The organism is Mariprofundus aestuarium (assembly GCF_002795805.1).
Classification (GTDB): domain Bacteria; phylum Pseudomonadota; class Zetaproteobacteria; order Mariprofundales; family Mariprofundaceae; genus Mariprofundus; species Mariprofundus aestuarium.
This window is the reverse complement of record NZ_CP018799.1, coordinates 1,351,572-1,365,570: the sequence shown is the minus strand read 5'-3', so window position 1 is coordinate 1,365,570 and position 13,999 is coordinate 1,351,572. Positions and strand designations below refer to the sequence as shown.

The 13,999-nt window shown below is 51.7% G+C and carries 10 protein-coding genes; 3 read left to right on the top strand and 7 right to left on the bottom strand.

Translation table 11 applies throughout. The features are described 5' to 3' along the window. Window positions 1-149: 149 nt before the first annotated feature. Window positions 150-857 carry a rubrerythrin family protein gene (locus Ga0123461_RS06675; RefSeq protein ID WP_100277626.1) on the top strand — a complete coding sequence of 236 codons (708 nt, stop codon included), beginning with the start codon at window positions 150-152 and terminating at the stop codon, window positions 855-857. A gap of 17 nt (window positions 858-874) precedes the next feature. Here Ga0123461_RS06675 and Ga0123461_RS06670 read toward each other — a convergent pair whose 3' ends face one another. The 5 genes from Ga0123461_RS06670 to Ga0123461_RS06650 are packed head-to-tail and all read right to left on the bottom strand — an operon-like array spanning window position 875 to window position 5,625. Next, window positions 875-1,864, bottom strand: a complete 990-nt coding sequence (locus Ga0123461_RS06670) for a phosphotransferase (protein WP_100277625.1) — start codon at window positions 1,862-1,864, stop codon at window positions 875-877. A gap of 49 nt (window positions 1,865-1,913) precedes the next feature. Further along, on the bottom strand, window positions 1,914-2,957 hold the full coding sequence (locus tag Ga0123461_RS06665) for a succinylglutamate desuccinylase/aspartoacylase family protein (RefSeq protein WP_100277624.1): 1,044 nt from the start codon (window positions 2,955-2,957) through the stop codon (window positions 1,914-1,916). After that, window positions 2,954-3,859 (bottom strand): 30S ribosomal protein S6--L-glutamate ligase, encoded by a 906-nt coding sequence (gene rimK / locus Ga0123461_RS06660; protein ID WP_100277623.1) that lies wholly within the window; start codon window positions 3,857-3,859, stop codon window positions 2,954-2,956. The genes Ga0123461_RS06665 and rimK overlap by 4 nt, the downstream gene beginning before the upstream one ends. A gap of 13 nt (window positions 3,860-3,872) precedes the next feature. After that, window positions 3,873-4,316 carry an ATP-dependent zinc protease family protein gene (locus tag Ga0123461_RS06655; protein WP_100277622.1) on the bottom strand — a complete coding sequence of 148 codons (444 nt, stop codon included), beginning with the start codon at window positions 4,314-4,316 and terminating at the stop codon, window positions 3,873-3,875. After that, complete coding sequence (locus tag Ga0123461_RS06650; protein WP_100277621.1) at window positions 4,309-5,625, bottom strand: mechanosensitive ion channel family protein; 1,317 nt, start codon at window positions 5,623-5,625, stop codon at window positions 4,309-4,311. The genes Ga0123461_RS06655 and Ga0123461_RS06650 overlap by 8 nt, the downstream gene beginning before the upstream one ends. Window positions 5,626-5,773: 148 nt before the next feature. Here Ga0123461_RS06650 and Ga0123461_RS06645 point away from each other — a divergent pair, with 148 nt between their 5' ends. Together Ga0123461_RS06645 and Ga0123461_RS06640 are read left to right on the top strand one after the other, a co-directional pair. Further along, window positions 5,774-6,646, top strand: a complete 873-nt coding sequence (locus tag Ga0123461_RS06645) for a cation:proton antiporter (RefSeq protein WP_157819269.1) — start codon at window positions 5,774-5,776, stop codon at window positions 6,644-6,646. Window position 6,647: 1 nt separating this feature from the next. After that, entirely contained in the window at window positions 6,648-7,823 is a 1,176-nt protein-coding gene (locus Ga0123461_RS06640; RefSeq protein ID WP_100277619.1) for a cation:proton antiporter, read from the top strand. Window positions 7,824-7,887: 64 nt separating this feature from the next. On the opposite strand, the gene Ga0123461_RS06635 is transcribed toward Ga0123461_RS06640, so the two are convergent. Together Ga0123461_RS06635 and gltB are read right to left on the bottom strand one after the other, a co-directional pair. Continuing rightward, the gene (locus tag Ga0123461_RS06635; RefSeq protein WP_100277618.1) at window positions 7,888-9,324 is read right to left on the bottom strand and encodes a glutamate synthase subunit beta; all 1,437 of its coding nucleotides are present in this window, start codon (window positions 9,322-9,324) and stop codon (window positions 7,888-7,890) included. Then, window positions 9,317-13,975: a glutamate synthase large subunit gene (gene gltB / locus Ga0123461_RS06630; protein WP_100277617.1), complete on the bottom strand. Its 4,659-nt coding sequence runs from the start codon at window positions 13,973-13,975 to the stop codon at window positions 9,317-9,319. Before gltB ends, Ga0123461_RS06635 begins: the two co-directional genes overlap by 8 nt. Window positions 13,976-13,999: the final 24 nt, after the last annotated feature.

The following is a 13,999-nucleotide window of genomic DNA, read 5'->3' as shown; positions in this document are numbered from 1 at the left end:
GAATTAACATGTTGCTTTGCATAGGCAGAAGAAGAGACAATATGGCTGAATATAGAACTGATAGAGATGGCCTGCCCTGAAAGCTTTAGTGAACGAATAGTGCTGGGCCATTGTTGCAATAAAAAACGAAAAGGGTGTATGATCGACCCATGAACTGTCCTCGGCACATTTCTGCTGCAGCGACTCTGATCATTGCTGCTATGTTTGCCTTTATCGGCAGCATCCCCGTTCTACAGGCTGAAGAGGGCTTGATAGAGAAGATTGAACAAGAACAGCTAGAGCAATACCCCGAAACCATTGCCGTGTTGCAGACTCTTTATGGCAATGAGGTGCGTGCGCGTCACCGCTATCAACTTTTTTCCGATACGGCCAAGGCTGACGGGCATACCAATATCGCTCATCTGTTCAAGTCGATAGCCGCGTCAGAAGCGGTGCATGAAAGAAACTTCAGTCTGATTCTGGTGGGTCTCGGTGCCAAGGTGCCAGAGGTTGATGTCAGCACAATTAAGGCTTCGACCACTCAGGATAACCTGAAATATGCGACCAATGTGGAACTCTCCGAGATCGATAAGGAGTATCCTCAATATATTAGCCGTGTCGCTCCAGAGAAGCACAAGGAAGCAATGGAGTATATCAATTATGCATGGGAGGCGGAGCGGCAGCACCGTGAACTGATCAAGGAGATCAAGAGCGGAACAGGCTTCTTTTTCAGTATTCTGCTAGAGAGGTTTCGCGAAAACAAGAGCACTTACTATGTGAATCAGAACTGTGGCGCTACCGTGATGGAGCTTCCGAAAGATGCATGCCCGATCTGTCACAAGCCACTGGATACCTATAAGGAAGTTCCCGCACCCTGATTGTGCTACCCCTTCTATCAACTAGCAGACGAATTCAGGCGGGTTATGACCTCTGATGTCAGGCGACGGCTGTAGCTGTTGATCTTCCAGTGGCCGGGCATCCAGCCAGCGAGGAAACGGTTAAAGTCGACCCAGGCGATCGGAAAGAGGGCGCGCCACTCTAATTCCAGTGCTTTCCAATCTGTAGATTTGCCTTGCATATCAATAGCTTGCTTCAGTTCATTAAAGTAGAAATCAAGAAGTTCGTGCTCCCAGGCTTCACATAAATATTCATCAAGGCAGCTGCCAAGGAGGTAGATGACATCCTTCATGCCGCAGCCACCACCGACATACTGGAAGTCAACAGCAGCGACCTGTTTGCTGTCAGCTGAGAAGCAGAAGTTGGCGATTTTGGCATCGCCATGAACGAATGTTTTAAACCGGCAGTTGTTCAGTTCGGCATCAATGGCAGCCGCTGCCTGTTTCAGGGCGGGATCATCAGTGGCTTCCAGTTCATCAGGACGGGTGGCCAGGTGCCAGTAGGTGCCGGTTTCCCAAAGCAGCCTCGGTGTTTCACCCATAAAGGTGGCGTGGAAGTTGGCCAGCCACTTCAGGCAGAGTTCCACAGCAGGCCGATCCATCTCATGCCTGCGTAGTGGATAACCGGAAGCATCTAGGTCTTCAAGTACCATCACATGCTCGTCATCAGCCAGTGTTGCCGCAAAATAACAGTGTGGAACAGGGAAGCCATCACTACAGCGGCTGCTCCACTGGTCATACCAGGCCATCTCGACATCATAGGATTTTACCTTGCGCGCATGCGAGAGGTCTGAGTGCCAGCCACGGGGATGATCCGCCTCGGTAGGGAAGCGCACATGTTTAAGCACAACGCTCTGCACAGGTGCGCCTTTTAGCTGAATACGCACAATCTCCCCGTAACCACTCCAGAGAGACTGGATAATCTCCCCCTGAGTCGCATCAGATGCGCCTGTAGCCTGTTTAACAATATCGAGAAGGTTCTGGTTCATTTCCGAAAACTGAATGAAAAAAGGGGCAGTGGAAACCGATATGGCCTTATCAGGTGATGGGGGTTGTACCGGACAGGCTTTCTACTTCAGAAGGTTCAAGTTCGGACTGGAATACGTCCACTGCTTCAGATGCATTTCCTGTGTTGCGGAAACGAGCTAGGTGAACAAGCGCATCACCTTCATGCACAAGAGGAAGGTTGGTGCGACCAATGATGATGCCGGTATTGGGGGCGATGATCTGCGTCTGGTTTTCGCCATAGGGATCAGATACATAACCCAGAATATCATCTCTGTTGACGCAGGCGCCCAATTTTACTGTGAGGCGTAAAATGCCACTCTGTGGTGCGCGAATCCAAGCATTGGATTTAACGATACGGGGAAGAAATGTTTTTTTACTTTGCTGCTTGGGAAGCATCTCTATTGCACGCATGACATTAACAATGCCGCGAACCCCGGCGCGAATGCTTACCTCATCAAAGCGAAGAGCTTCACCTGCTTCGTATACTAGCCATGGAATGCCTCTGGCTACTGCCGCTTCTCGAATCGTACCCGGCCGCAGGGCAGCATCAATAATTAGGGGCGCGCGAAATGCCTCTGCGAGAGCCAGTGTTTCCTCAGACTCGAGACTGGCTCTAATCTGAGGGAAATTATCCCGGTGAATGGCTGCCGTGTGCAGATCGATGCCATGCGTCGCCTTTGAGACAATCTCCTGCATGAACAGGTTGGCCAGACGTGCGGCAAGCGAGCCCTTTTCCGATCCTGGAAACGAGCGGTTAAGGTCGCGCCGATCTGGCAGATAACGGCTCATATGGATAAAGCCGTAGACATTCACAATCGGAATAGCGATGAGTGTGCCACGCAGATTTGCGATCGTTTTCAGCCCAACAAGGCGGCGAATGATCTCAATACCATTGATCTCATCACCATGTAGTGCGGCACATACCAGCAGGCAAGGCCCGCTTTTCTTGCCGCGAATTACATGGATCGGCATCTCGAGATCGGAGTGGGTTGAAAGGGGTGGCAGCGGAAACTCTATAATTTCCCGGCTACCCGGTTTGACCTCCTGACCGGCTATCAGAAAAGGTTCGCTCACCCTTTACCCCGTGTGCTTGTTTTACCGACTTTGGCATTTTTTTCTATGCATCCGATAATCATGCCTGCGACATCTTTGCCGGTTGCCCGCTCAATACCTTCCAGGCCGGGGGAAGAGTTCACCTCCATTACCACCGGTCCGTGATTGGAGCGCAGCAGGTCGACACCCGCCACATTCAGTCCCATGATGGCTGCTGCACGCACTGCGGTAGAGCGCTCTTCAGGTGTGATGCGTACTACCTCGGCACTGCCGCCACGATGCAGGTTGGAGCGGAATTCACCCTCTTTACCCTGTCGTTTCATCGCTGCAACCACTTTACCATCAACAACAAGGCAGCGGATATCGGCACCACCTGCCTCTTCAATAAACTCCTGCACCAGAATATTGGCATTCAGGCCGAAGAAGGCCTCAATCACACTTTCAGCAGCTTTCTTGTTTTCTGCCAGCACCACGCCGATACCCTGTGTGCCCTCCAGCAGCTTGATGACAAATTTGCTGCCACCGACAGAGTTAAGCAGATCATCGATATCATCGGGATTACGGGCAAAGCCGGTTACAGGCAGACCTATGCCTTTACGGGCAAGCAATTGCACCGAACGCAGCTTGTCGCGAGAGCGGGAGATGGCGACGGACTCATTCAGAGGGTAGACACCCATCATCTCAAACTGCCTGAGCACTGCTGTACCATAAAAGGTTACCGAGGCGCCAATACGGGGAATCACGGCATCAAAGCCTTCCAGTTTCGCACCCTTATAGTGGATCGATGGACGCATTGAGGTGATATTCATGTAGCAGCGAAGATGATCAAACACCTGTACCTCATGGCCACGCTCTATGGCAGCTTCAACCAGGCGTCGGGTTGAGTAGAGCTTTGGATTGCGTGACAGGATAGCTATTTTCATAAGTTTCTTCCTTTTATTGTTGTATGGCTTCAGCACTGCCTAACAGGTAGGAGTGCTCCGGATCAATGAGGAAATCGCCAACCATGGCTGTACGCCCCAGCAACATTCTGAATTTCATGTTTTCACGGTTGGTCAGGGTGATCTCTATCTTTTTCCTGACGCCACCAAGCAACAGCTGCGTTGAAATGACAGGGCGCAGCTCGGTGTGACCGCCAGAGTCGGTAACATTACGTTCATCAAGCAGTTCTGCAACGCATGTTTTCACGATGGTCGTATCATGCTGGTATGGGTGGATACTGAAACGCACCTTGGCAATGCCACCTTCACTGAACGTTTCCAGTTCAAAGGTGTGCAGCGCAGAACTTCGGGCGCCGGAATCCACCTTTGCCTTGACTGCATCAATGCCGAGCTCAGGCAGTGAGACCCACTCGCGCCAGCCAAGTAATACCTTATTCATCTATTCTCTCCTGTTTAGGCGCATGCGGTATGCGTTCATCCTTGATGTGAATATCACGTTGTGGGTAAGGGATCGTGATGCCCGCCTTTTTGAAGGCACGCCAGATTGCTAGGTTCACCTCGGAACGCACTCCGCCAAGGCCGTTTTCCGGATCAAGAATCCAGATGCGTAGTTCCAGAAGGATGCCGTTGTCACCAAACTCCATGAGACGAGTCAGCGGAACAGGGTCATCCTGCACACGAGGCGAAGCCTTGGCGCACTCCAGCATTAGCCTCATCGCCTCTTCTGGATCATCGTTGTAACTGATCTGCACAGGCAGTTTCATGCGAATGTCCGGATCGGTATAACTCCAGTTGATCACTTCCGATGTTACCAGATTCTCATTCGGAATAAGTGTTTCCACACCATCACGGTCACGCACAACAATATAGCGGGCCCTGAGCTCCTGAACCCAGCCAAACTTATCGCGAACGGTGATCACGTCCCCGGGTTTAATGGAGCGGTCAAAGAGCAGAATAAAACCACTGATAAAGTTACTGGAGATGCGCTGCAGGCCAAAACCGATGCCGACCCCCACAGCACCGCTGAAGACAGTCAGTGCAGTCAAATCCACACCTGCAGCATCAAGGCCGACAAAGATGGCGATGGCAATCAGCAGGAATTTACTGGTTTTGGCCAGTGCCACCCTGGCGCTGAGACTGAAGTGCTCGAAATTACTGAGCCTCTGCTCTATGAAGTTGGCCAGCCAGAGCGCTACGATCCAGAAGAATACAATGGTGATAATCAGTTTAAGTGCCAGCAATAAGGAGATCCGGGCGTCACCGAGACTGAATGCAAGTCCATCGAGTGCGGCCAGAACATCAGGAAGCCAGCCAAGCAGGTGCAGCGCGACGATTATCCAGATGGATGAACTGATGATGTTTTCCCAGGCCTTAACCAGCGGGCTGGGAGCGAACCCCTTGCGCAGTATGAAGATCAGAAAACGGATAGCAGCCAGAGAGATAAGAAGGGGTGTAGCCAAGGCTAAAAGCGGCGTATTAAAACCAAGGTTGATCAGTATGGACTGCCCGATCAATGTGACTATCAGCATTGAAAACGGAAATTGGATTCTTTCAACGCCTTTAATTGAAAGTTTACGCAGGTGGCTGGGGCCTTCGCCTTTCAATTGTCCCGCGATCCGGTTCATCAGCCGCTGTACATACAGTGCTGAAATTATTGCTAGGCAGAGTACCGCAAACTGCCACCAGAAGTCAGCTGTCGTGAGATGGCTTAGCCATGTCTCATAGTTGTTTTGAAAACTATCTAGCATACAACTCTCCTAATTGGGGGCGACTCTGTACGTTCAGAAGTGTAACCGGAAGAAGGTCAATATATCATCCAATATCTACTACCCATCTTTTCTCTCCTGCCTCTGGGTCTGATGCAGCATGTGGCCACGCAGCAACCAGCCTATGGCCGTGCCGATAAGCACGAGAAGTATAAACATCAGTGCACGCGACATGGCTATTTTGTTGGGGGTGGCCCTGACTGCAACCAGTATCGCCATTACCGCTGACGTCTTGCGCGAACTGGGTAAACTGCAATCTGAAACTGCCAAGGCCATTATTGGTGCGGCAATCCTTGATGATATTCTTGCACTGCTGGCTCTTTCGGTTGCCATTCAACTGGCAGAAGGCTCTTTTACTGTTTCAATGATTATGCAATCCGTCTTTGCTGCTGTGCTATTTCTTGTTGTTGGCGCAGCCATGGGGGTGTTCGTTTTTGGCCGATTAATCATTCGAGTAGATGAGACCGATTTCGCCAGACGTTATCCGGATTTTGTGTTTGCGGCAGTGATGATGATCGCCTTTCTTTATGCCATGGTCGCTGAAATGATCGGCCTCTCCGCCATTGTCGGTGCATTTGTTGCAGGCGTATCGCTGGAGGCTATCAAACTGCGCCATAGCCGCTCTTTCAGGGAGGGGGCTGAGTATCTGCGCATTGTATTCGGTTCGATATTCTTTATTTCTCTAGGCGTGCTTGCTGATATACGCGCTTTCGATACAGAACTGGTCTGGTTTACACTGGCTCTTACCAGCATGGCAATTATTTCCAAACTCATCGGCTGCGGAGTCCCTGCCTGGTTGATGGGTATTAAAATCAGGGAGTCTCTTATTATCGGGGTTGGCATGATGCCAAGGGGTGAGGTGGCAATGGTTGTTGCGCTGCTGGCACTGCAGAGTGGAGTGATAGCGCAGCCGGCGTATGTAGCCATTGTTCTTATGAGTTTGCTGACTACGCTTGTTGTTCCAATACTTCTGCGTAACTGGCTGTACCGGGAGGGCAAATAGCATGCATATGGATCCGGCATTGCCAGCGTTAGTGGTCGTGCTTCTGGTGATCTTTCTGCTTGGTCTGACCCTGCGATTGTTGAATCAGCCTCACGTGGTGGGTTACCTGCTGGCTGGTGTCTGTCTGGGGCCTGAACTGCTCGGCCTAATCACTGATAAGGTGTTACTTGAAAGGCTCGGTGCCTTTGGTGTAGTGCTGCTGCTGTTCTTTGTCGGCATGGAGGTCTCTCCGCAGCGACTGATCAGCAACTGGCGTGTCGCCCTACTGGGAACCCTGTTGCAGATTGTTATCAGTGTTGGCGTAATCTGGCTATTGGGGGAATGGTTTGGCTGGAGTATGGGAAAAACAGTACTGTTCGGCTTTGTAATCAGCCTGAGCAGCACAGCAGTTGTGCTGAAATTGTTACAGGATTGGGGTGAGATGGAGACCCCAGTTGGGCAAAATTCACTGGGTATTCTGCTGACTCAGGACTTGGCCATTATTCCGATGCTGATTGTTGTGAGCCTGATTGGTGGAAAAGAGATCGAAGCAGGAGAGTTTACCATGCAGCTGGTCGGCGGTGTCGCCATGATTAGCCTGTTTTCCTGGATCGTTTATCATGGGAAGATTCAATTGCCGCTGGCTCGATGGATTAAGGGTGACCACGAACTACAGGTTTTTGCAGCCATGATCACCTGCCTGGGACTTGGTATGCTTACCGGCATGTTTAGTCTATCCACGGCATTGGGGGCCTTTATTGGCGGCATGATTATTGGTGCCGCAAGAGAGACACAGTGGGTTCATCACAGCCTTGAGCCTTTCAGGGTGATCTTTGTGGCACTGTTTTTTGTCTCCGTAGGCATGCTAGTGGATATTTCCCTTATTCTGCAAAACTGGCTACAGATTTCCCTGCTGGTGCTTGCTGTATTTGTTACCAATATGGCAATCAACGCTCTGATATTGAAGGGCCTTGGTAGCTGCTGGGGGGATAGTATCTATGCCGGTGCACTACTTGCACAGATTGGTGAGTTTGCTTTCGTGCTGGCGGCGGTCGGCATGCATGCAGGGGTGATTGTGGAGGCATCCTATCAGCTTATTATAGCTGTGATCTCCTTAACGCTGCTTCTGAGCCCTGCTTGGGTAACATTGACCCGATACATGCTAAACAAGAACGGTATTTATCTCTCCCAAAAATAATAGATGAGTATAAAAAAAAAGGCCGCATATAGCGGCCCTTCGTTTCAGGTTGGTATGCCCTAATTTAGTGGGGCAGGGTGGTTGAACCCATCAGGAACTCATCCACAGCACGTGCGCACTGACGGCCTTCACGGATGGCCCAGACAACCAGTGACTGACCACGACGCATGTCACCGGCAGCAAACACCTTATCAAGGCTGGTTGCATAGTCAGTGTCAGAGGCAACCACGTTACCTCGACCATCTTTTTCAACACCCAGTTCTTCCAGCATGCCTTCATGAACAGGATGCACAAAACCCATGGCCAATGTAACCAGCTGTGCAGGCAGTTCGAATTCAGAGCCTTCGATCTCGTTCAGCTTCCACTGGCCATTTTCCTGTGTCCATTCAACACGAACGCATTCAACAGCCTGCAGATTGCCATCAGCATCGCCGATGAAACGTTTAGTGGAAACTTCCCAGTCACGCTCGCAACCCTCTTCCTGAGATGTGGAGGTGCGAAGTTTCATCGGCCAGTTTGGCCATGTGACGAGCTTGTTCGGAACAGCTTCTGGTTTCGGCAGAATTTCAATCTGGGTAACAGATTCAGCGCCGTGACGGACAGAGGTTCCAATGCAGTCAGAACCGGTATCACCACCACCGATAACAACGACGTGTTTACCGGCTGCAGAGATAAATTCATCTTCAGGGATATCATCACCGAGAACGCGTTTGGTGTTCTTGGTCAGGAACTCCATGGCGAAATGAACGCCATTGAGTTCACGGCCAGGAACCGGCAGGTCACGTGGCTTCTCGGAACCGCCGGAGAGAACGACAGCATCGAAATCGTTAACCAGATCCTTGGCTGATACATTATCACCCACAGCAGAGTTCACACGGAACTCCACGCCTTCTGCTCGCATCTGACCCATGCGACGATCAATCACGGACTTTTCGAACTTGAAGTTCGGGATGCCATAACGCATCAGGCCACCAATACGGTCATTCTTCTCAAATACAACCACTTCATGTCCTACACGGGCAAGCTGCTGAGCCGCTGCCATGCCCGCAGGACCTGATCCGACGATGGCGACACGCTTGCCTGTTTTAACTGCCGCAATCTGCGGTGTGATCCAGCCTTCTTTCCACCCTTTTTCAACAATGGAGAGCTCGATGTTTTTGATCGAAACTGAATCACCGATCAGGCCAACAGTACACGCCTCTTCACATGGAGCAGGGCAGATGCGGCCGGTAAATTCAGGGAAGTTGTTGGTGGAGTGCAGTACATCCAGCGCTTCACGCCAGTTGCCATGATAAACCGCATCATTCCAGTCCGGGATGATGTTGTTGATAGGGCAGCCGTTATGGCAGAAGGGGATGCCGCAATCCATGCAGCGGGCACCCTGTGTTGCCATATCTTCAGGCAGCTTGGAAAATTCTTTGAAGTGTACAATACGGTCTGCGACCGGTGCGTAGCTCAGGTTTTCGCGAGCGAATTCTTTAAATCCGGTTGCCTTACCCATTGATAGTCTCCTTTGCAGCTGCTGCTTTTTCCGCTTCCATGTCGGCCAGTGCACGGCGGTAATCCACCGGGATCACTTTAACAAACTGGCCAAGGTAATCGTTCCAGTTTTCAAGAATGCGCTTACCAACGGCAGAGTTGGTGTAGTGCACATGACGCTGAATCAGTGTGCGCAGAATCTTCTGGTCATTCTGAGAGAGCGTGTGTTTGATGTTCACACGGCCGTGTGTTTCCAGATCAGGGCCCTGATGGTCCAGTTCTTCCAGAGCATCGGCTTCTGAAGCAATAGGTTCCAGTGCAACCTGAGCCATGTTACAACGGCTCTCGAATGTATTGTCGGCATCCAGTACATAAGCGATACCGCCGGACATGCCTGCAGCAAAGTTGCGACCTGTATCACCGAGAACCACGATGGTGCCACCGGTCATATATTCACAACCGTGGTCACCAACACCTTCAACAACGGCAACTGCGCCTGAGTTACGTACGGCAAAGCGTTCGCCGCCGACACCGTTGAAATAACATTCACCTTCAGTAGCACCGAAGAGCACGGTATTACCGACAATGATGTTCTCCTCGGCAATCAGCTTGGACTCGGCAGGCGGGTAGATGGCGATGCGTCCTCCAGAGAGGCCTTTACCAACATAGTCGTTGCCTTCACCGGCCAGGTCGATCGATACACCACGGGTCAGCCAAGCACCGAGTGACTGGCCTGCAGTACCCTTGGCCTTGATGACGATTGTGTCTTCAGCCAGACCTTCATGACCATAACGCTTGGCTACTTCACCTGAAAGCATGGTAGCGAAGCTGCGATCAACATTGCAGATTGGTGTTTCAATCACGACTGGTGTTCTGTTCTCCAGGGCCTCTTTCGCCTGTTCGATCAGTTTATTGTCGATCAACTTCTCGAGACCATGGTCCTGGGTGTCGGTGTGAGAGACGGAAGTACCGTTAGCATCGACCAGATGCAGAATGGGGGAGAGATCCAGTCCTTCCGACTTCCAGTGCCTGACTGCATCGTTGGTATCGAGCATGTCAGCACGGCCAATCATCTCAGCAAAGGTACGGAAGCCAAGCTCAGCCATGATTTCACGAGCCTCTTCAGCCAGGTAGAGGAAGAAGTTAACCACATCTTCAGGTTTACCTACAAACTTCTTGCGCAGCTCAGGATCCTGTGTGGCAACACCGACAGGGCAGGTGTTGAGGTGACACTTGCGCATCATGATGCAGCCTTCGGCAATCAGTGCGATGGTGCCGAATGCAACCTCATCCGCGCCAAGCAGGGCAGCAATGACAACATCGCGACCTGTACGCATCTGGCCGTCAGCCTGCAGGATGGTACGGCCACGCAGGCGGTTAAGCACCAGCGTCTGCTGTGTTTCAGCCAGTCCCAGCTCCCATGCAGAACCTGCATGTTTAATCGAGGTCAGTGGGGAGGCGCCTGTGCCGCCATCATGGCCTGCGATCACCACGTGATCAGCATGTGCTTTGACCACGCCGGCAGCAACCGTACCGACCCCGATCTCTGATACCAATTTCACCGAGATGTCAGCACGCGGGTTGGTATTCTTCAGATCGAAGATCAGCTGTGCCAGATCCTCAATAGAGTAGATATCATGGTGCGGAGGCGGGGAGATAAGGCCTACGCCAGGTGTGGAGTGGCGTACGCGGCCGATACGCTGATCAACCTTATGGCCAGGCAACTGTCCACCTTCACCCGGTTTTGCACCCTGGGCCATCTTGATCTGAATCTGATCGGAGTTGGCCAGGTATTCTGTGGTTACGCCAAAACGGCCCGATGCAACCTGCTTAATGGCAGAGCGCATGGAGTCACCATTTGCCATCGGTTTGAAACGCTCTGGCTCTTCACCACCTTCGCCGGTATTGGATTTGCCGCCAAGACGGTTCATAGCAATCGCCAGTGTGCTGTGCGCTTCATGCGAGATGGAGCCAAAGCTCATCGCACCGGTAGCGAAACGTTTTACAATGCTTGTTGCAGGTTCGACCTCTTCAAGAGGGATGGCACTGCCACCTTTGAATTTGAATAGGCCGCGAAGTGTTTTCAGCTTGCCTGCCTGATCATTTATTTCATCGGCATATTCTTTATATAATGAATAGTTAGATGTTCTTACGGCATGTTGTACTTTAGCAATAACGCCAGGGGTAAGGGTATGTGCATCACCACGTGCACGCCATGCGTATTCGCCGCCGACATCCAGTGCGTCTTTGTAGATCATAACACCACGGAAGGCGTCGATATGACGCTGGGTGGCTTCCTGAGCGATCTCTGTAAGGCCTGCGCCCTCAATCTGAGTGGCTGTGCCAGTGAAGTATTTCGCCACGAAGTCGGAGGCCAGCCCCACAGCTTCGAAAATCTGAGCGCCACAGTAGGACTGATAGGTGGAGATGCCCATCTTGGACATCACCTTGAACAGTCCTTTGCCAATGGCTTTGATGTAACGCTTTTCAGCTTCCTCAGAGCTCAGGTCATTCGGCAACTGCCCTTGACGTTTCATATCCACCAATGTTTCAAACGCAAGATACGGATTGACTGCTTCAGCACCAAAACCTGCCAGGCAGGCGAAGTGATGCACTTCACGGGCAGAGCCTGTTTCAACAACGAGGCCAGTTTCGGTACGCAGCCCCTCACGGATCAGGTGATGATGTACTGCCGATGTGGCCAGCAGTGCAGGGATGGCAATATGCTGAGCATCCATCTTGCGATCAGAGAGGATAATGATGTTGAAGCGATCACGAACTGCCTCTTCCGCCTGCTTGCAGAGGTTTTCAATGGCAGCTTCCATACCCGAAGCACCCTGATCAATGGCATAACAGGATGAGAGTGTGATGGTGCGGAAGCGGTTGTCAGTGTACTGATCAATGTGGCGAATTTTCTCCACATCCACATTAGAGAGGATCGGCTGAAGCACTTCCAGGCGTAGCTGCGGCTCGCTCTCTTCAAGGCCAAGCAGGTTAGGGCGGGGGCCGATGATGGAGGTCAGGCTCATCACCATCTCTTCACGAATTGGGTCGATGGGTGGATTGGTTACCTGTGCGAAGAGCTGGCGGAAATAGCTATACAGAGGTTTGGCACGGTTGGAGAGGACAGCCAGTGGACTGTCATTACCCATGGATCCTGTGCCCTCCTGACCGGAAACAGCCATTGGCGTCATCAGGAACTTGATATCCTCCTGGGTGTAACCAAAGGACTGCTGGCGATGCAGCATGGTGTCGTGATCCGGAGTCTGAGGCGCAATCTCTTCCGGCAGGTTTTCCAACTGAATCTGGGTTTTAGCCAGCCACTCTTTGTACGGCTTGGCTGAAGCCAGCTGCTGTTTAATCTCGGCATCATCAATGATGCGCCCTTCTTCAAGGTCGATGAGCAGCATTTTACCCGGCTGCAGGCGCCATTTCTTGATGATTTTCTCTTCAGGGATATCCAGTACACCCATCTCAGATGCACCGAGTACCAAGCCATCTTCGGTAACCAGGTAGCGGGTAGGGCGCAGGCCGTTACGGTCGAGTGTCGCACCAATCTGGCGGCCATCGGTAAATGCTACGGCAGCAGGGCCATCCCATGGCTCCATCAGGGCAGCGTTATGCTCATAGAATGCCTTGCGCTGCTCATCCATCTGTTTGTTTCCAGCCCACGCTTCAGGAATCATCAACATGGCTGCGTGCGCCAGTGAATAACCACCAGCTACCAGCAATTCCAGTGCATTATCAAAACATGCTGTATCTGATTGGCCCTCTTTACTGATTGGCCAGAGCTTGGTCAGATCATCGCCCAGCAGTTCAGACTGCATGGACTGACGGCGCGCATTCATCCAGTTGATATTACCACGTACGGTATTGATCTCGCCGTTATGCGCCATCATGCGGAATGGGTGAGCCAGTTCCCAGGATGGGAAGGTGTTGGTAGAGAAACGCTGATGTACCAGTGCCAGTGCAGAGGTCATACGTGCATCACGCAGATCCTCATAGTAAGGCGATACCTGGTGGGAGTGGAACATGCCCTTATAAACAATAGTGCGGCTGGAGAGCGATGCAGTATAGAAGTTGGCAGCGTCATCCAGACCCAGTGCGGATACAGCATTGCTCGCCACTTTTCGAATCACAAACAGTTTGCGCTCAAATTCATCCTGATCAGTGCAGCTTTCACCTTGAGCGATAAACAGCTGGCGAATGAACGGCTCACAGGCAGTGACACTCTCAGGAAGATCTGCACTGACGGCATCCACTGGCACATCACGCCAGCCGAGAACCTTCTGGCCCTCATCGCTTACAGCTTTTTCAAAGATCTCCTGGCAGGAGGCGCGGTAAGCTGCATCCTGTGGCAAGAAGACCATGCCAACACCGTAGTGACCTGCAGGGGGCAGATCAAAATCAAGATCAGCGGTGACCGCCTCAAAAAACTGGTGGGGAATCTGCAGTAGAATGCCTGCGCCATCACCTTCGCGAGGGTCGGCTCCGGCAGCACCACGGTGGGTCAGGCGCTCAAGGATTTCCAGGCCTTTCTCAACGATATCATGGCTTTTTTCGTTTTTGATCTGGGCAACAAAACCAACGCCACATGCATCATGTTCGTTCCTAGGATCGTACAGGCCCTGCTTAACTGGTTTTCTGTTCACACTTGGATGTGAATTGCTCATTCTTGTAACCTCACAGATTTAGAC

Coding starts and splice junctions, on each gene's coding strand:
- rimK (WP_100277623.1), bottom strand. CDS start 3,859: ATGAAAATAGCTATCCTGTCACGCAATCCAAAGCTCTACTCAACCCGA.
- Ga0123461_RS06655 (WP_100277622.1), bottom strand. CDS start 4,316: ATGAATAAGGTATTACTTGGCTGGCGCGAGTGGGTCTCACTGCCTGAG.
- Ga0123461_RS06670 (WP_100277625.1), bottom strand. CDS start 1,864: ATGAACCAGAACCTTCTCGATATTGTTAAACAGGCTACAGGCGCATCT.
- Ga0123461_RS06675 (WP_100277626.1), top strand. CDS start 150: ATGAACTGTCCTCGGCACATTTCTGCTGCAGCGACTCTGATCATTGCT.
- Ga0123461_RS06640 (WP_100277619.1), top strand. CDS start 6,648: ATGCATATGGATCCGGCATTGCCAGCGTTAGTGGTCGTGCTTCTGGTG.
- Ga0123461_RS06635 (WP_100277618.1), bottom strand. CDS start 9,324: ATGGGTAAGGCAACCGGATTTAAAGAATTCGCTCGCGAAAACCTGAGC.
- Ga0123461_RS06650 (WP_100277621.1), bottom strand. CDS start 5,625: ATGCTAGATAGTTTTCAAAACAACTATGAGACATGGCTAAGCCATCTC.
- gltB (WP_100277617.1), bottom strand. CDS start 13,975: ATGAGCAATTCACATCCAAGTGTGAACAGAAAACCAGTTAAGCAGGGC.